This window comes from Streptosporangium saharense, from assembly GCF_014203715.1.
Classification (GTDB): Bacteria; Actinomycetota; Actinomycetes; order Streptosporangiales; family Streptosporangiaceae; genus Streptosporangium; species Streptosporangium saharense.
On the sequence record NZ_JACHJP010000001.1, the window covers coordinates 1,715,562 to 1,732,858 of the forward strand.

15 protein-coding genes, 1 tRNA gene and 1 pseudogene are annotated in these 17,297 nt (G+C 70.3%); 8 read left to right on the forward strand and 9 right to left on the reverse strand.

Features of this window, described 5'->3' with window-relative positions; all coding sequences use genetic code 11:
• Window positions 1-365: 365 nt before the first annotated feature.
• On the reverse strand, window positions 366-2,225 hold the full coding sequence (locus FHS44_RS08245; RefSeq protein WP_184713237.1) for a DUF3352 domain-containing protein: 1,860 nt from the start codon (window positions 2,223-2,225) through the stop codon (window positions 366-368).
• Window positions 2,226-2,465: 240 nt separating this feature from the next.
• Between FHS44_RS08245 and FHS44_RS08250 the strand changes: the two genes are divergently transcribed.
• From FHS44_RS08250 to FHS44_RS08285, 8 genes are all read left to right on the forward strand, one after another.
• On the forward strand, window positions 2,466-3,257 hold the full coding sequence (locus tag FHS44_RS08250; protein ID WP_184713238.1) for a thioesterase family protein: 792 nt from the start codon (window positions 2,466-2,468) through the stop codon (window positions 3,255-3,257).
• A 77-nt stretch (window positions 3,258-3,334) separates the two neighbouring features.
• Window positions 3,335-4,171, forward strand: coding sequence for a glutamate racemase (gene murI, locus FHS44_RS08255; protein ID WP_184713239.1), 837 nt, complete (start codon window positions 3,335-3,337; stop codon window positions 4,169-4,171).
• 23 nt (window positions 4,172-4,194) lie between these two features.
• Window positions 4,195-4,950 carry an MBL fold metallo-hydrolase gene (locus tag FHS44_RS08260; protein ID WP_184713240.1) on the forward strand — a complete coding sequence of 252 codons (756 nt, stop codon included), beginning with the start codon at window positions 4,195-4,197 and terminating at the stop codon, window positions 4,948-4,950.
• A gap of 20 nt (window positions 4,951-4,970) precedes the next feature.
• Window positions 4,971-5,687, forward strand: coding sequence for a ribonuclease PH (gene rph, locus FHS44_RS08265; protein WP_184713241.1), 717 nt, complete (start codon window positions 4,971-4,973; stop codon window positions 5,685-5,687).
• Entirely contained in the window at window positions 5,684-6,295 is a 612-nt protein-coding gene (locus FHS44_RS08270; RefSeq protein WP_376771568.1) for an XTP/dITP diphosphatase, read from the forward strand. The genes rph and FHS44_RS08270 overlap by 4 nt, the downstream gene beginning before the upstream one ends.
• 55 nt (window positions 6,296-6,350) lie before the next feature.
• Window positions 6,351-7,889 (forward strand): molybdopterin-dependent oxidoreductase, encoded by a 1,539-nt coding sequence (locus FHS44_RS08275; protein ID WP_184713243.1) that lies wholly within the window; start codon window positions 6,351-6,353, stop codon window positions 7,887-7,889.
• Between the two features lie 81 nt (window positions 7,890-7,970).
• The gene (locus FHS44_RS42275) at window positions 7,971-8,732 is read left to right on the forward strand and encodes a toxin glutamine deamidase domain-containing protein (protein WP_184713244.1); all 762 of its coding nucleotides are present in this window, start codon (window positions 7,971-7,973) and stop codon (window positions 8,730-8,732) included.
• Window positions 8,729-8,986 (forward strand): SUKH-4 family immunity protein, encoded by a 258-nt coding sequence (locus tag FHS44_RS08285; protein WP_184713245.1) that lies wholly within the window; start codon window positions 8,729-8,731, stop codon window positions 8,984-8,986. The genes FHS44_RS42275 and FHS44_RS08285 overlap by 4 nt, the downstream gene beginning before the upstream one ends.
• A gap of 37 nt (window positions 8,987-9,023) precedes the next feature.
• On the opposite strand, the gene FHS44_RS08290 is transcribed toward FHS44_RS08285, so the two are convergent.
• The 8 genes and pseudogenes from FHS44_RS08290 to FHS44_RS08320 all read right to left on the reverse strand — a co-directional run bounded on the left by FHS44_RS08290 (window position 9,024) and on the right by FHS44_RS08320 (window position 17,251).
• A complete protein-coding gene (locus FHS44_RS08290) occupies window positions 9,024-11,537 on the reverse strand; it encodes an ABC transporter permease (RefSeq protein WP_184713246.1) in 2,514 nt (837 codons plus the stop codon).
• Between the two features lie 2 nt (window positions 11,538-11,539).
• Window positions 11,540-12,310 carry an ABC transporter ATP-binding protein gene (locus FHS44_RS08295; RefSeq protein ID WP_312863563.1) on the reverse strand — a complete coding sequence of 257 codons (771 nt, stop codon included), beginning with the start codon at window positions 12,308-12,310 and terminating at the stop codon, window positions 11,540-11,542.
• 355 nt (window positions 12,311-12,665) lie between these two features.
• A complete protein-coding gene (locus FHS44_RS08300; protein WP_184713247.1) occupies window positions 12,666-13,118 on the reverse strand; it encodes a hypothetical protein in 453 nt (150 codons plus the stop codon).
• A gap of 178 nt (window positions 13,119-13,296) precedes the next feature.
• Entirely contained in the window at window positions 13,297-13,965 is a 669-nt protein-coding gene (locus FHS44_RS08305) for a response regulator (protein ID WP_312863564.1), read from the reverse strand.
• Window positions 13,966-13,999: 34 nt separating this feature from the next.
• On the reverse strand, window positions 14,000-15,241 hold the full coding sequence (locus tag FHS44_RS08310) for a sensor histidine kinase (RefSeq protein WP_184713248.1): 1,242 nt from the start codon (window positions 15,239-15,241) through the stop codon (window positions 14,000-14,002).
• A 417-nt stretch (window positions 15,242-15,658) separates the two neighbouring features.
• Window positions 15,659-15,734: transfer RNA gene (locus tag FHS44_RS08315), tRNA-Leu, on the reverse strand.
• A 34-nt stretch (window positions 15,735-15,768) separates the two neighbouring features.
• A pseudogene (locus FHS44_RS42705) lies at window positions 15,769-16,242 on the reverse strand (hypothetical protein); the annotation flags it as partial.
• Between the two features lie 46 nt (window positions 16,243-16,288).
• The gene (locus FHS44_RS08320) at window positions 16,289-17,251 is read right to left on the reverse strand and encodes a helix-turn-helix transcriptional regulator (RefSeq protein WP_184713249.1); all 963 of its coding nucleotides are present in this window, start codon (window positions 17,249-17,251) and stop codon (window positions 16,289-16,291) included.
• Window positions 17,252-17,297 lie beyond the last annotated feature (46 nt).

Consider the following 17,297-nt stretch of genomic DNA (forward strand, 5'->3'; position numbering starts at 1 on the left):
TCGGTTCATGGGCTCGGGGGTGCGGGGTTACGGGCTTGCAGGGTTATGGGATTACGGGCTTGCGAGTTTGCGGATCCACGGGTTCAGGGGTTCGTGAGGTCCACGGGCTCATGAGGCCACGGGCTTGTGAGGTTCACGGAAGCATGAGGCTCACGGAGCGTGGAGTTCGCGGAAGCGCGGGGTTTACGGCCTGTGCGGGTTCACGGCCTGTGATGGGCGGGGAAGCATGAGGCTCACGGAGCGTGGAGTTCGCGGAAGCGCGGGGTTTACGGCCTGTGCGGGTTCACGGCCTGTGATGGGCGGGGAAGCGGAAGGGCGGGCGCCCCGGTGGGGTGCCCGCCCTCAGGCGGTGGGTTCTTGGAGGGTCAGTTGAACACCAGCCGCAGGGAGAAGGTCGAGTCGCTGCCCGTCTGCGTTCCGCTGATGCCGACGGCCTTCAGGACCTGGAGGCTCGCGCGCTCCTCGCCCTGGAGGTTCTGCAGGTAGAGGTGCTCGATCTTGTCGAGATCGACGTAGGCGGCGAAGGTCGCCTTCTCGGCGTCGGGGACCGCGAGCCTGAAGCCCTCGTTCTCACCGAGGGCGCCGTCCTTGGCCAGTTCGGCGGCGTACTCCGGGGTGCTCGCCACCACGAAGCTGCCGTCGCCGGGGACCTTGGCGAGCTGCGGGGCCGCGGTGCCGGAGTCGGCGAGGATCTTCTCGATCTTGCCGACGACCTCCTGTGCCTTGGCGGGGTCGGTGGTGATGCGGGCGCCGAACTTCGGCTGGTTGGCGTCCAGGCCGTTGGCGTCCAGGGCCAGGGTCAGGTTCTTGCCGAGCAGCGTGGACAGGTCGGCGGGCAGGGACAGGCCGTACTGCTGCTGGGCCTGGTTGGTGAACTGCTGGAGACCGGCACCGCTCTGGTCGGCGGCCTTCAGAATCTGGGCCCACTGCTTGCCGACGGCGTCGCCGAGACCGGAGACGGAGATGGCGGCGACGGTCGAGGCGGGAAGCGCGCTGATCTTGGAGATCTCGGGCTGACCCATGTCCAGGTTCTGCGCGCCACGGGCGACACCGGCCAGCTCGACGTAGTTGCCGTCGAAGCGCAGCGCACCGGCGACCCTGAGGTTCTTGACCTGCGAGAGCGCCTCGGGGTTGCGGGTGGCCAGCTCGGGGGCGAACTCGGCGATCTTGCCGGCGTTGACCCAGAAGGACAGGACGCCGGTCTCGCCGAGGGCGTTCAGGTCCTCGGAGAAGGCGGCGTTGTCGGACAGCGGCGCGACCTTGACGGCCTGGTCGGCCTGGTCCTGGGTCTGGGCGATCAGCGCGTAGTCCTCGCGGAAGGCGATGCCGTACTTCTCGCCGCTCATCAGCTTGGAGATCCCGGCCTTCGCCTTGTCCTGGTCGGAGACCTGCACGGCCACGACGGCGCCCGGCTCGGCCCCGGCCTTGTGCGGGGAGAGTACGGCGACGCCGATGCGGCTGCCGAGCCAAGGCTCGACGTCGGCGGCGTAGTTCACCTTGTCCAGGCCGCCGTCCTTCTTGATCAGGTCGAACAGCGCCTTGCGCGGGTCGTCCCCGGTGAAGGAGGACTTGGTGGCGTTGAACTTCCTGGCGATGCTGAACAGCGCCAGCTTCTGGTTCGCGGCCGGGTCGAGGTCAAGGCGCACGTAGCCGATCGCGTCACCGGGCAGCACGTCGTGCGGCTGGGTGCCGCCACCGCTCAGCAGGCTGACCGCGAAGGCGCCGCCACCGCCGACGAGGGCGACGACTAGGGCGGCGATCACCGCGATCAGCCAGCCCCTGCCCTTCTTGGCGGGACGGGCGGGCGGCTGCCCGGAACCGAGGAAGTCCGGTCCCTGCTGCTGCCACGTGGGCTGCTGGCCATAGCCGGGCTGCGGGTAAGCCTGCTGGCCGTAGTTCTGCTGACCTTGGTTCTGCGGGTAACCGGGCTGGGCCTGCTGGCCGTAACCCTGCTGCTGGCCGTAGGGCTGCTGGCCGTGCGACTGCTGACCGTAGGGCTGTTGACCATAGGCCTGCTGACCGTAGTTCTGCTGGCCGTAGACCTGTTGGTCCTGGTTCTGCTGGCCGTAGCCGGGCTGTTGGGGACCTCCGGGATAGCCGGGCTGACCCTGCTGCTGGTAGCCCCCGTCCTGGGGATAGCCCTGGGGTTGCGGCCGGTAGGCGATCGTCCTGTCAGGTTCCTGGCCCGGGTAGGGCGGCTGGCCGGGGGGGTTGTTGGCAGACATGCTCACTCACAATGTGGACTTCTCTCGGATAACGAGAAGTTAGTGCACATCGGTAGCAACCCGCTTGCATTGAACTAACCACCCGATTCCCTCGTCCAAGGCATCCGGGCGCCGGGAGGCGGGATCGCCCTGGTCAGACGCCGCCTCTTCTTCCAAAAGGTGACATGTGCCGAGGAGGGTCAGGAAATCCGTACAAACCCGGTAGAGTAGCCGTTCCAGAATATAGTTCGAGGGGCGTGGATGAGCGGGTTCGACGAGGCGACGCGGGCGGTCCGGGTGGACGAGAACACCTACGACGTGCACCTGGACCCCGGATACGCCGTCGGAGGGCCGCTCAACGGGGGCTATCTGCTGGCCGTACTGCTGCGCGCCGTCGTGGACGCCTCCCCGCACGAGCACCCCGTGACCACCAGCGCGCAGTTCCTGCGCGTCGCCCCGCCCGGCCCCGCCAGGGTGCGGCTCGAACCGCTCAAGTCGGGCAAGACCGTCACGATGACCAGGGCGACCCTCCTGCAGGACGATGTCCCGCTGATCGAGACCCTCGTCACGACCGCCACCCTGAACGACGTCGTCCCCGACTGGAGCGACGGCCCCGCCGCGGCCATCCCGCCCATCGAGGAGTGCCTCAGGCTGCCCGTCCCCGACCCGTCCTCGGGCATGACGCTCAGCGAGCGGACGGAGCTGGCCTTCGACCCGCCGACCGTCGGCTGGCTCGACGGCAGGCCGACCGGGCGTCCCGAGGTCCGCGCCTACTTCCGGCTGACCGAGTCGAAGGAGCCCGACCCCTACGTGCTGGCGATGGCCGTGGACTGCCTGCCGCCGGTGATCTTCTCCGCGGGGGCGCGCGGCTGGGCGCCGACCGTGGACCTCACCTGGCACCTGCGCGCCCTGCCCGCCCCCGGCTGGCTCACCCTGCTCGGCAGCGGACGGCTGATCGGCGACGGCTGGTTCGACGAGGAGGTCGAGGTCTGGGACTCGGCGGGACGCCTCGTCGCCCAGTCGCGGCAACTCGCCCGAGTAGGGCGCGGCTGATCTTTTCGCGATGATTGATCGTGTTGTGAGGATTCTTACCGTGAGCTGTCGTCCCAGGTCGCCTAACCTTGGGAACCGTGTCGCAAGCAAGCATTGGAATATTCGACAGCGGGGTCGGCGGCCTGACGGTGGCCAGGGCGATCATCGACCAGCTGCCAAACGAGTCACTCCTCTACGTGGCGGACACCGCGCGCCAGCCGTACGGGCCGAAAAGTATCGCGCAGGTGCGCGCCTACGCCCTTGAGGTGATGGACCACCTCGTCGAGCACGACGTCAAGATGCTGGTGATCGCGTGCAACAGCGCGAGCGCGGCGGTGCTGCGGGACGCGCGCGAGCGCTACGACGTGCCGGTCGTGGAGGTCATCCAGCCCGCGACGCGCAGGGCCGTACAGGCGACCCGCAACGGCAGGGTCGGGGTGATCGGGACCAGGGCCACGATCGAGTCGATGGCCTACCAGGACGCCTTCGCCGCCGCCCCGAACGTCAGGCTGACCGGGGTGGCCGCACCCCGCCTCGTCGAGTTCGTCGAGCGGGGGGAGACGACGAGCGAGGAGGTCATCGAGGCCATCCGGGAGTATCTCGAACCCGTGCTCCGCGACGGCTGCGACACGTTGATCCTCGGCTGCACCCACTATCCGCTGCTCACCGGCCCCATCTCCTACGTCGCGGGTGACGGCGTCACGCTGGTCTCCAGCGCGGACGAGACCGCCAAGGACGTCTACCGCATCCTGCACGACCGGGGGCTGGCCGCGACCGGCGGTCCCGTCACGCACAGGTTCACCACCACCGGGGACACCGGCCTGTTCGCCAGGCTCGGCCAGCGCTTCCTCGGTCCCGAGATCCAGGCGGTCGAGCTCGCGACGGTCGGGAACGGTTCGGGGAACGGCCAGGGACCCCACCGGACGACCCCGTGACACACAGCAAGTAGGAGGCCGCCGTGAAACTGACGATCATCGGATGCTCCGGGAGCTTCCCCGGCCCTGACAGCCCCGCCTCCTGCTACCTGCTGGAGGCCGAGGGGTTCCGCATGCTGCTCGACTTCGGCAACGGCTCACTCGGCGCGCTCCAGCGGCACATCGGCCTCTACGACGTGGACGCGATCTGCCTGTCCCACCTGCACTCCGACCACTGCCTCGACATCTGCCCCTACCACGTGGTGCGCACCTACTCCCCGCGCGGCCCGCTGCCCCGCCTGCCGGTCCACGCCCCCGCCGACGCCCCCCGCCGCCTGGCCGCCGCCTACGGCATGCCCAAGGAGCCCGGCCTGGAGACGGCCTTCGATTTCGTACGGCTCTCGCCCGGCGTCTTCGAGGCCGGCCCCTTCCAGGTGACGGCCGCCCTGGTCAACCACCCGGTGGAGACCTACGGCTTCCGCGTCTCCCACGGCGGGCGTTCGATCGCCTACTCGGCCGACACCGGAGAGTCGGCCGAGCTGGTCAAACTCGCCTCGGGGGCGGACCTCTTCCTGTGCGAGGCCTCCTTCGTCGAGGGTCCCGCCCAGCCCGCCGACCTGCACCTGACCGGGCGCCAGGCCGCCGAGCACGCGGCGGCCGCGGACGTGGGCACCCTGGTGCTGACCCACCTGGTCCCCTGGAACTCCACCGAGCAGGTCCTCGACGAGGCGTCGAGGGGCGGGTTCGCGGGCCGGATCGAACTGGCCCGCAGCGGCGCCCACTACGACCTGGAGGTGTGAAAGGCCCTAGGGTGAGCTCCATGGCTCGCGCAGATGGACGTTCTCCCGATCAGCTTCGCCCCGTCACCATCACCCGTGGCTGGCTCGCCCACGCAGAGGGGTCGGTGCTCGTCGAGTTCGGCGGCACCAAGGTGCTGTGTGCCGCCTCCGTGCAGGACAGCGTGCCGCGCTGGCGCAGGGGCAGCGGCCAGGGGTGGGTGACCGCCGAGTACGCCATGCTGCCCAGGGCGACCAACACCCGCAACGACCGTGAGTCGGTGCGCGGCAGGATCGGCGGCAGGACGCACGAGATCTCCCGCCTCATCGGCCGTTCCCTGCGGGCCTGCGTCGACTACAAGGCGCTCGGCGAGAACTCCGTCATGATCGACTGTGACGTGCTCCAGGCCGACGGCGGCACCCGCACCGCCGCGATCACCGGCGCCTACGTGGCGCTCGCCGACGCGGTGAAGTGGATGCGCACGCGGAAGATGTGCGGGGGAGACCCCCTCATCGACTCCGTCGCCGCCGTCTCGGTCGGTGTCGTCGGCTCCACCGCGCTGCTCGACCTCTGCTACACCGAGGACGTCGCCGCCGAGACCGACATGAACGTGGTGATGACCGGAAGCGGCCAGTTCGTCGAGGTCCAGGGCACCGCGGAGGGCAAGCCGTTCGACAGGGCCGCGCTCGACGAGCTGCTCGACCTCGGCGCCGCCGGATGCGCCGAGCTGACCCGCCTGCAGCGCGAGGTGCTGGCGTGAGTGCCGGGATCAGGCTGGTCCTGGCGACCAGGAACGCCGGGAAGATCACCGAGCTGCGCGAGATCCTGGCCGACGCCTCGATCACGGCCGAGATCGTCGGGCTTGAGGAGTTCCCCGAGATCGGCGACGTCGCGGAGACCGGCCTGACCTTCGCCGAGAACGCCCTGCTGAAGGCGGTCGTCGTCGCCAAGCAGTCGGGACTGCCCGCCATCGCCGACGACTCCGGCCTGTGCGTGGACGCGCTGAACGGCATGCCGGGCATCTTCTCCGCCCGCTGGGCGGGCAGGCACGGCGACGACCAGGCGAACCTCGACCTGCTGCTCGCCCAGGTGTCCGACGTGCCCGAGGAGCACCGGGGCGCCCACTTCGCGTGCGCGGCGGCGCTGGCGCTGCCCTCCGGCGAGGAGAGGATCGCCGAGGGCGCCCTGAACGGCGTGATCATCAACGCCCCGCGCGGCGCCAACGGCTTCGGCTACGACCCGATCTTCGTGCCGGAGGGCGAGGACCGCACGACGGCCGAGCTGTCCGCTCGGGAGAAGAACGCCATCAGCCACCGGGGCCGCGCCTTCCGCGCCCTGGCCCCGGTCATCGGGGAACTCCTCGGCTGACACCGTAATGGGCGTGTAAGAAACCGCCTGCCCGGACGGGCGTAACGTCGCAAGTATGGAGAGCAACAGACGTGCGCCCGGGTGGGCGGGCCCGCTGGTCGGCCTGGTTTCCTGCGCGACGGCGCTCGGGGTCTCCCTGCTGGCCGCGGGGCTGATCAAGGCGTCCGCCTTCCCCGTCGTCGCGGTCGGCGACGCCGCCGTGGACCTCGCCCCCGCCGGGGTGAAGGAGTTCGCGATCAGGACCTTCGGGGAGAACGACAAGAACGTCCTGGTCGTGGGCATCCTCGTGGTCCTCGCCGCGGTCGCCACGGCCATCGGCGCGCTGGCCGTACGGGATGTCCGGTACGGCACGGCGGGGCTGGTGGCCTTCGGCGTGGTCGGCGCGCTGGCCGTGCTGACCCGGCCCGACGCGGCTCTCCTGGACGTCGTGCCCACGCTCGCGGGCGTGGTCGTGGGCATCGTCACGTTGCGCCTGCTGGCCGGGCGCGCGCTGCGGGAGTCGCCCCCGGGGGAGGCCGTCGCGCTCGACCGGCGCGGGCTGCTCGTCGGGGCGGCCGGGGGGCTCGCGCTCGCCGGGGTGAGCGGCGTGATCGGCCAGAGCCTGTCGTCTGGGCACTCCGCGGTGAGCCGGGCCAGGTCCGCGCTGAAACTGCCCAGGCCCGCGAAGCCGCTGCCTCCGGTCCCGGCGGGCGCCGACCTGAGGATCAAGGGGCTGTCGCCGTTCGTCACCCCGAACCCCGACTTCTACCGGGTGGACACCGCCCTCGTGCTGCCGCAGGTCGATCCCCGCGACTGGACCCTAAAAATCCACGGCATAGTGGACAGACCCGTCGAGCTGACCTTCGCCGACCTGCTGAAACGGCCCGTGGTCGAGGCGGACGTCACCCTGTGCTGCGTCTCCAACGACGTCGGCGGCCCCTACGTCGGCAACGCCAGGTGGCTGGGGGTCAGCCTCGCGGGCGTGCTGCGCGACGCGGGTGTGCGGCGGGACGCCGACATGCTGCTGAGCACCTCCGCCGACGGCTGGACCTGCGGCACCCCGGTCGACGTCGTCCTCGACGGCCGTGACGCCCTGCTGGCCTTCGCGATGAACGGCGAGGCGCTGCCCGTCGTGCACGGCTTCCCCGTCCGCCAGGTCGTGCCCGGTCTGTATGGGTACGTCTCGGCGACGAAGTGGGTGACGGACATCAAGGTCACCCGGTTCGACCGGGACGAGGCCTACTGGACGCCCAGGGGGTGGGCGCCGAAGGGGCCGATCAAGACCGAGTCGCGCATCGACCTGCCCAGGGACGGGGCCAACCTGCCCGCCGGCCGTACGGTGGTCGCCGGGGTCGCGTGGGCGCAGCACAAGGGGATCGACGCGGTCGAGGTCAGAATCGACAGGGGGCCGTGGCGCCAGGCCAGGCTCGCCGAGGCGCCGACCGCCGACACCTGGCGCCAGTGGGTGCTCGACGACTGGGACGCCACCCCGGGCGAGCACACCATCGAGGTGCGGGCGACCGACGCCACCGGCTACACCCAGACCGCCGAACGCGCCCCCGTCGGCCCCGACGGCGCCACCGGCTGGCACAGCGTCGACGTGCGGGTCGCCTGAGCCTCCCGATCTGGTCAACTCGCCGCTGCCGTACGGCGGGGCGCCCTACCATCGGCCCGACACGAGGTCGAGGGGGGACCGGTGGAACAGGTGTTTTCTGCCGCGGGGACGCACGTGGGGACGTACAACCCCGTGGTGACCGCCGACGGGCAGCGGTGGCGCGACTTCGAACTCGACCCGCGCTCCTCGGTCGTCGTGGCGCCGCCCAGGGAGCCAGAGCGGGTTCCGTGGCGGCCGATCAGACTCGACAGGTGCAGGCCGTACGGCGCGGCGGGCGGGCTGGTGATGCCGGACCCGCAGACGCAGGAGGACATGCTGCGCTCGGTGCCGGTGACCGCCCAGGGGGCGCCGAGGCGCTTCCCCGACCCCCGGGGCATGTGGATCAGGCTGATCAACGGGGCGGGGGCAGCCGACGACCCGTTCCGGGCGACCAACTCCCTGGACTGCGCCCTGTCGGTGCTGTCCACGTGGTACGGCTCGCCGGTCGTCGCGGCACCGAGACGGCCCGAGTACGACCGGGTCGGCAGACCCCTGCTGACCGGGGAGGCGGGCGGGGCGGCCCGCGCCGAACGGTGGCTCGGGCAGCGCTTCCAGTACGTCGGGCAGGGGCGGCAGGCCTACGTCCCGATCGGGCAGGTGCTGCTCGCCGGGGGCCACGGGGCCGCCTCGATCATCGTCAACCGCTGGCCGGGGGGCGGCAGCCACGCCTGGAACGCGGTGAACGCGGCGGGAGAGGTCATCTGGCTCGACGCGCAGATCGGGCACCTGGCGGGTGAGCCGCTCTACGAGTCGGTGACCGGGGTGTTCTGCGTGGTCCTCGACGCGGAGGGACGCAGACTGTGAACCTCGAACAGGCCAGGGCGGTCGCCGAGGAGTACTTCAACGGGGTCAGGGGCCTCGGCGCCGCCATCGAGATCCGGATCTACGACTTCGCCGAGGGATACGTCGCCTGGGCCAAGGAGCCGGAGCCCGACGACCCCGGCGTGCTGCCGGACACGGTCGGCGGCGGCTGCCTGGTGATCGACAAGACCACCGGGGAGATCGCGATCAGGCCCCTCCTCAACCCGGAGACCGTCGCCGACCAGCGCCCCGCATGAGGGAGCCGGGGCACCCCGCGGGGCGCCCCGGCACCGGTCAGCCCGCGGCCAGCGCGTCCACGACCGAGGCCCGCGCGGCCTTGCGGGCGGGCAGCACCGCCGCGAGCACGCCCGCCAGGCCGGACAGCGCCACGAACGCCAGGACCTGCGGCACGGGCACGGTGAACACGACGTCGGACGTCGCGGTCCGCGCCGCGGCCCAGCCGAACGTGATGCCGAGCACCACCCCGACCAGCGCCCCGATGAGCCCCAGGATCAGCGCCTCGACCGAGAGCATCGCCCGCAACTGGGACCGGGTCAGGCCGAGCGCCCGCAGCAGCGCCGACTCCCTGGTCCGCTCGTGGACCGACAGGGACAGCGTGTTGGCGATGCCCAGCAGCGAGATCAGCACCGCCAGCCCGAGCAGCCCCGTGATGATCATCACGCTCATGTCGAGCGCCTCGTCGAACCCGCTCCTGATCTCCGTCGAGCTGGCCACCTTCGCCGTCGGGTACGGCTGCGCCGCCGCCTCGACCACCTTGCGCGTCACGTCGGAGGAGAGCCCCTCCTTGGCGTTGACCAGGATCCGGCTGTCGCCGACCGCGCCGAAGTAGCTGTCGAAGTCGGCCGCGGGCACCGTCACCTCCGTCAGGTTCGTCTTCTCGGCGTCGAAGACCCCGACGACCGTGAGCTCGACCCGGCCCGCCTTCTTCGTGCGCACCGGGAGCCGGTCGCCGACCTTGACCTTGAGGTCCTTGGCCACGTAGTCGGCGACCGCCACAGTCCCCGGCCTGAGCGCGCCGACCGACCCCGAGGTGAAGGCCGGGGCGAAGCCGGCCGCGGCGGTGAACGTCCCCGTCTGGTAGGGCTCGCCCTTGGCACCCACCTCGGCGTCGGTCTGGCGGAGCGCGACGACCGAGGTCAGCTCCGGCCTGGTCCGCAGCCCCTCCGCCAGGGCACGCGGCAGGTTCGACTCACGGGTCTGCGACTGGACCATGTAGTCGACGGGGAACTGCTCGTCGAGCTTGTGGGAGTAGGTCAGCCGCAGCGTGCCGGTGAGCACCGAGATGAGCGTCATCAGCGTCACGCCCACGGTGAGCGCGACCGTCGTGGTCGCCGAACGCCGGGGGTTACGCCCGGAGTTGTCCAGCGCGAGCCTGCCCGGCACCCCGAACAGCCTGCCGGGCAGCCAGCCGACGAAGGCCCCCAGCGGTCTGACGATCACCGGCCCGAGGATCAGCACCCCGAAGAACACCAGCGTGCCGCCCACCATCACGGTGACCAGCGCCGCCTGCCCGGGAGGACCCGACACCCCGACCCCGGTGACGGCCGCCCCCGCGAGCAGGAACAGCGCCGCCAGGACCACCCGGACGACCCCCGCCCTGAAGGTGTGCTCCTCGACCTGGGTGCGCAGCGCGGCGATCGGCGCGACCCGCGTCGCCGACCGCGCGGGCAGCAGGGCCGCCCCGACCGTGACGAGCAGGCCGACCGCCACGGCGAGCGCCACGGTGAACGGCGTCAGGGTCGCGGTCGCCTCGGGCAGCGGGGTGCCGGTGGCGCGCAGCAACACCATCGCCCCCGCGCCCATGCCGTACCCGATCAGCAGGCCCAGCAGCGACGACAGCAGGCCGACCACCACCGACTCCAGCACGACGGAGCCGAACACCTGCCCGCGCGTCGCGCCGATGCAGCGCAGCAGCGCCATCTCCCGGGTCCGCTGGGCGACGAGGATGTTGAAGGTGTTGTAGATGACCAGCGCCGCGACGAACATCGCCACCAGGCCGAACAGCAGCAGCCCCATCGTGAGGAACTGGCTGTCGGCGCCGTTCGCCTTGATCATGTCGTCGGCGTACTGCCTGCCGGTCTTGACCTCGTAGCCCGCTCCGACGGCCTTGACGACCGCGGCGCGCGCCTCCTCCTGGGAGACCCCCTCCGCCGCCGCGACGTCGATCTCCCTGAAGCCCTTCTGGCCGGTCATCTCCCTGGCCGTCTCCGTGACGTAGCCGACCGCCCCGGTGTAGGCCAGCTCCTGGTCCAGGCCCGGGTCGAACAGCCCGACCAGCGTGAACTCGTGCCTGACGTTCTCCTGGTCAAGCACCGCGATGCTGTCTCCGACCCTGAACCCCCGCGTCTTCGCGGTGTTCTTGTCGAGTACGGCCTGCGTCGCGGTCTTCGGCGCGGAACCGCTCACGATGGAGGTACGGCTCAGCGGCCCCTGGACGACGGAGACCCCCGAGGTCGGGTAGTCCCCGGCGGCCTTGCCGTCCTTGCCGATCAGCGCCGAGGTGCCCCGGACGAGCCCCTGGGCCTCGGCGACGCCGCCGACGGCGCGGATCCTCTCCAGCACGGCCTGCGAAAGGAACGCGGGTTCGTCCTTCTCGCTCGGGGCGGGGAGCACGGCGACGTCGATCCTGTCGGCCGCCGCGCCGAACTTCTCGGTGAAACCGGACTGCAGGGTGTCGGTGAGCACGAACGTGCCCGCGATGAAGCCGACCCCGAGCGCGATGGCCAGCGAGGTGAGCAGCAGCCGCAGCTTGCGCGCCCTGAGCCCGGCGATGGTCGTCCTGAGCACCGTCAGGCCTCCAGCTTCATCAGCGTGTCCAGCACGCTCTGCGGGGTCGGCTGGAACAGCTCGCTGACCAGCAGACCGTCCCGCAGGAAGATCACCCGGTCGGCGTAGGACGCCGCGACCGGGTCGTGGGTGACCATCACGATCGTCTGGTTCAGCTCACGCACCGACGTGCGCAGGAACGACAGCACCTCGGCGCCGCTGCGCGAGTCCAGGTTGCCGGTCGGCTCGTCGGCGAAGATCACCCTCGGCTTGCTGATCAGGGCGCGGGCCACCGCGACCCGCTGCTGCTGGCCGCCGGACAGCTCGGCCGGGCGGTGCCCGAGCCGGTCCCGCAGGCCGACGGTCTCCACGACCCGGTCGAACAGGACCTGGTCCGCCTGCCGCCCGGCGATCTCCAGCGGCAGCCGGATGTTCTGCTCCGCGGTGAGCGTCGGCAGCAGGTTGAACGCCTGGAAGATGAAGCCGATCCGCTCACGGCGCAGCAGCGTGAGCCGCTTGTCGTCGAGACCGGTCAGCTCGACCTCGCCTATGTGCACCTGCCCGTGGGTGACGGTGTCCAGCCCGGCCAGGCAGTGCATCAGCGTCGACTTGCCCGACCCGGAGGGCCCCATGATCGCGGTGAAGGCGCCCGACGCGAAGGAGACGTCCACTCCCCGGAGGGCCTCGACGGCCGCGTCCCCCTGGCCGTAGACCTTGGTCAGGCCCCTGGCCACCACGGCCGCCGCCGTGCCCCTGTGCGCGTGTCCCGCGCCGACCTCTCCGGTGATGGTCACGTCTCTGTCTCCTTGCAACAGCGTCTCTCTGCGAACGTGCAGAACGCTATTGGCGCGGGGCGGGGCCGTTCATCGGCCTGCGGGACAGAGTCCGTCTCCCCCGAAGGAGGCTTGTTCCAGGGCGACTGCGACCCGTGACGTAGCCCGGCATCGGCCATTCGGCCGAGAGGGGTTGTGCTCGGGTCTCGGAGGTGCCGGGCGCCTCGGCACGGTCTTGTGGGCGCCCGGCGGGTTTCTGGATGGGGGTGGGATTCCGCTTCACGGGTTGCGAAGGGGCGATTTATCGCCTTTTAACGGGCGGCTCTGCGATTTGTTGTGAAATAGGCGGAGATTTTCGGGGTTTGCCGGATTCGGGTTACTTCTCCGGCGGCGTCACGGCCCGCCAGAGGTGCGCCAGCGACGGCACCCCGCCCCACTGGCGGACCGGCACCACGTACACGTTGTTCAGCTCGTTGCTGCCCTGCGGGGCGAGAGCGTAGTCGGGGTAGACCTGCGGCACGATCGTGAACTGCTCCGACCCCGCCGCGGGACGCAGCAGCTGCCAGACCTGCTTGGGCGAGCCGTCGGGAACCTGGAGCCTGGGGTAGTCCTGGGCCGTCGCGCCCGCGGTCAGGCTGCGCTTGTTGTCGTAGCTCTTGATCAGGTAGGTGTTGCCGAGCACGTGGACCGGCTCCAGGTACCACAGGTGCCCGAGCAGGCCCTTGGCCGTCTGCAGGGGGTCACCGTTCCACGTCTGGACGGCCTCGTTCACGTTGTCGTGGTAGTTGTCGGTCTCCAGGTACGTCCCCGTGACCTGGTGGATGAGCATGAGAGCACCATTGAACGGCGTCGACATGATTCGCTTTCTCTCGGCGTCTGCTGGATGCGATGCGTTTCCGTTCGGAGCCGCCCGTGCGCGACCTTCGTGCATGACGAATATATGTCAACGATTTTGACAAAAGAAAGGGGGGCTGGAGAAATAAAGTGCGGGAAAACGAGAAAGGAATTCACGACTCCGCGGAATGGGGGGTCACGAGCCCCGACTCGTAGGCGTAGACCACCACCTGGGCCCGGTCCCGCAGACTCAGCTTCGCCAACACCCTGCCCAGATGCGTCTTGACCGTCGCCTCCGCCAGATCGAGCCGCTCGGCGATCTCCCCGTTGGACAGGCCACGGGCGACCAGCACCAGCACCTCCCGTTCCCGCGCCGTCAGACCCCCCAGCGCCACCGGCTCCGCCGTACCCCTCGAAGGAAGATGGACGGCGAAGCGCTCAAGCAGGCGCCTGGTCGTGCTCGGCGCGACGACCGAGTCCCCGCTGTGCACCGAATGGATGGCGCTGACCAGGTCGGAGGGCGGCACGTCCTTCAGCAGGAACCCCGACGCCCCCGCCTTCAACGCCGCGAACACGTAGTCGTCCAGGTCGAACGTCGTCAGGATCAGCACCCGCGGCCTGTCCCCGGCGGCACGGATCAGCCGGGTCGCCTCGACCCCGTCCATGACCGGCATCCGCACGTCCATCAGCACCACGTCGACGCCGCCGCCCCCGGCCGCCTCGACCGCCGCCGCCCCGTCACCCGCCTCCGCGACGACCTCGATGTCCGGCTGGGCGTTCAGCACCATGCGGAACCCGGCCCTCAACAGCGCCTGGTCGTCCACCAGCATCACCCGGATCACCGGCCACCCCCCTTCCCGTCCGCTGGAGACCCTCTCACGCGGCCCTGCTCCTGCCGGTCTCCCCGAACGGCAGCCGCGCCGTCACCCGGAACCCGCCCCCGGCGTACGGCCCCGCCTCGACGCTCCCGCCGAACATCGCCGCCCGCTCCCGCATACCGAGCAGGCCGTGCCCGTCCACACTCCTCGGCGCCGCCGCGCCACGCCCGTCGTCGGTCACCCGCACCAGCAGCTCCCGCGAGCCGTACTCCATCTCGACCACCGCCCTGCTGCCCGGCCCGCCGTGTTTGAGCGTGTTGGTGAGCGCCTCCTGGACGATCCGGTAGACCGTCAGCTGCTCTCCCTCCGGCAGCCGCGGAGCCTGGCCGGTGACCCGAACCTCGACCGGCAGCCCAGAGGCGCGCACCTGGGTCACCAGGTCTTCCATCTGCGACAGACTCGGCTGCGGGGCGTACTCCTCGATCCTGCCCCCGCCCCGGTCCTCCCCGGTCACGCCGTCGGTGCGCAGCACACCGACCATCCTGCGCATCTCGGCCAGCGCCTGCCGACCCGTGTCCGAGATGGCGCGCATCGCCTCCCTGGCCTGCTCGGGGTCGCTGTCGATCGCGTATCCCGCGCCGTCCGCCTGGACGATGATCACGCTCACGTTGTGCGCGACCACGTCGTGTAGCTCACGGGCGATCCTGGTCCGCTCGGCCGCGGCGGCCAGCCGTACCTGCTGGTCACGCTCGTGCTCGGCCCGTACGGCGCGCTCCTCCAGGCTGCGCAGGTAACGGCGGCGGGTGTTGGCGTAGATGCCCGCGATCCAGATGGCCACCACGAACACGGAGAGGCTGGCCCAACTCACGAAATCCGGATTTGTCACGATCTGGCCGAAGGAAAGGGCGAGCCCCAACTCCGCCACCAGACCCGCCGCGACCGCCCAGCGCAACAGACACCGCGCCGCCACGGCATACATCGCGATGAGCACCGACACGTTGAACGCCAGCGGCTCCACCCCGGCGAGCCACTGCACGAAACTCCCCAGCGAGACGACCGCGAAGACCCCGGCCGGGTACCGCCGCAACCACAGCAGCGGAACCAGGGTCACCAGGCCGAACGCCATGATCGCCTCCGGCCCCGTCACGACCCCCGGCCACGGCACGCTCCTCGCCCCCGACCCCGCCAGGGTCGCGGCGAACCACGCGTTCGTCACCGAGACCACCGAGAAGGGCACCAGCCAGAAGGCATCGACGACACCGGGATGCCGACGGCTCCAGTCGAGTAATCTGCCGAACACCTCACCACGATACGTATACGCAGATCAGTGCCCTTCCCTCTCAAGGCGGAACCGCGTCTACGACCCAGGTCGCACTCGCCGAAACCCTTACACCCCTCTTACGCCCCACCCGGCACCATGGTTGTCGGGAGCACCCTCCGGGGTGAGTAAAGGGAGAGATTGTTTGTGATGGCGGATCACAACAATGTCGGGCCGCGCGATGAAGAGGACGCATCGCGCGGCCCGTCGTCATTCCCGGCCCGTACAGCTCCCGGCTCGTGGGAGGCACGGAGCAGGCGGAGGGCCTCACGGAGGGCGGCGGATCTGGAGGGGGCGTTTCCCCGGCTGACGTAGGCCTCGACGAAGGCGACGTCCTGGGGGGCCAGGGTGACACTGACGGTCACCGATTTCAGAGTGACCGCATGAATTTTCGGCCGTTGGTGGGGCCGGTGGGATTCGAACCCACCCTGGCACGGACCTAAACCGTGTGTCTCTACCGCTGGACTACGGCCCCGATTCTTTCCCGCGAAATTGTCTGTCTGTGAATGGCAGTTCGGACAGAGGAATCGCAGGTTCTCTTTTCTGTTGTCCAGCCAGTCGCCGTTGATGTGATCGACGTGGAGAGTGAGATCCCGCCCCAGCCAGACGCCCTCGATCTTACAGCCAGCACAGTGGTATGGCATCCCGATTGTCCGCAGGTCCCGCCGCAGGCGGGCGGGGTTGGGGCGGGAGCTGCCCCTGGGGAGGACGACCAGGGCCTGGCCGGGGCTGCGGCGCCTGGGGGAGGGCTGCCCCCGGTTGGGGGCGACCCTGCGGAAGTGTGAGGTGTCGATGTTGAGGCGCTTCAGTTGGCGGCTGATGTGGGCGTGGTTTCCGCCCGCGATCGTGATGCCGAGGTGGCGCAGGACGTCGGTGACGCTGAGGGAGGCGGCCGCGGCCTCGGCCAGCATTTCGGGGGTGTATTTGTACTTCGCCGGCATGCCCCCGAGGTTACGGAAAGCTACCGACAATTCCTGCCGCATGAACTAATCACATTAAATGGCGAAAAAAGGGGAATCGTCGTTTGGGCTACGCGTCGAGGGCCTCGGTGTAGCGGCGGGCGAGGGTGCGGATGTGGGCGACCAGTTCGGGCGGGCCGTCGACGCGGAAGTCCATCATCAGCATGCTGAGGTAGATGGCGATGGTCTCCAGGGCGTCGGCGCCGGTGAAGAGGACGCTGGTGTGGGAGTCGACGGCCTCGACGATGCCGACGGCGGGGTTGATGCGGGCGATCACGGTCTCGGCGGGGGCGAGGACGGTGACGCGGGCCTGGACCTTCCAGCCGGTCTTCGCGACCTCGCGCAGGACGAAGGCGACGAGGTCGTCGTCGGGCAGGGAGCGGGCGGCGAAGCGGCGGGACGCGGACCGGACGCCGGTCAGGCCGGCGACGGGCAGTGCCCGCCAGGTGTGTGTGCCGAGGTCGTAGGCGACCAGGAACCAGCGGCGGCGCCAGCTGATCAGGCGGTAGGGCTCCACCTCGGTCTCGGCGTCGGCGTGGGTCACCAGCAGGGTCGCGCCGTCGCGGATGGCGCCCGCGACGACGGTGAGGGTTTCCGCGGGCACCGGGGCGTCCGGTTCGCGGGAGCCGACCGTGGCGGGTCCGACCGCGGTCGCTGAGCGCAGGGCGGTGACCTTGTGCTGCAGGCGTTTGGGAAGGATCTGCTGGAGTTTGGCGAGTGCCCGGGTGAGGCTGGCGTCGATGTCCGCGATCCCGGTCGAGCCGTCCTCCGCCAGGCCGACGGCCAGTGCCACGGCCACCGCCTCGTCGTCGTCGAGCAGCAGCGGGGGCATCTTCGCGCCCTGTCCGAGCCGGTAGCCGCCGACGGCGCCGCGGGTGGCGTGCACCGGGTAGCCGAGTTCGCGCAGGCGTTGGATGTCCTGCCGCAGGGTGCGTTCGGCGACGCCGAGGCGTTCGGCGAGTTCGCGGCCCGTCGCGGACCGGTCCTGCAGCAGGGACAGCAGGCGCAGCACCCGGGTCGTCGTCGAGGCCATCGATTTCTCGCCTTCAGGGATTATTAGGAGCAAAAGTAGCCTAATG

What these genes read in the sequence shown, in the direction of transcription:
- FHS44_RS08245 (WP_184713237.1), bottom strand. Translation starts at nt 2,225, where the DNA reads ATGTCTGCCAACAACCCCCCCGGCCAGCCGCCCTACCCGGGCCAGGAA.
- FHS44_RS08250 (WP_184713238.1), top strand. Translation starts at nt 2,466, where the DNA reads ATGAGCGGGTTCGACGAGGCGACGCGGGCGGTCCGGGTGGACGAGAAC.
- rph (WP_184713241.1), top strand. Translation starts at nt 4,971, where the DNA reads ATGGCTCGCGCAGATGGACGTTCTCCCGATCAGCTTCGCCCCGTCACC.
- FHS44_RS08275 (WP_184713243.1), top strand. Translation starts at nt 6,351, where the DNA reads ATGGAGAGCAACAGACGTGCGCCCGGGTGGGCGGGCCCGCTGGTCGGC.
- FHS44_RS08300 (WP_184713247.1), bottom strand. Translation starts at nt 13,118, where the DNA reads ATGCTCATCCACCAGGTCACGGGGACGTACCTGGAGACCGACAACTAC.
- FHS44_RS08320 (WP_184713249.1), bottom strand. Translation starts at nt 17,251, where the DNA reads ATGGCCTCGACGACGACCCGGGTGCTGCGCCTGCTGTCCCTGCTGCAG.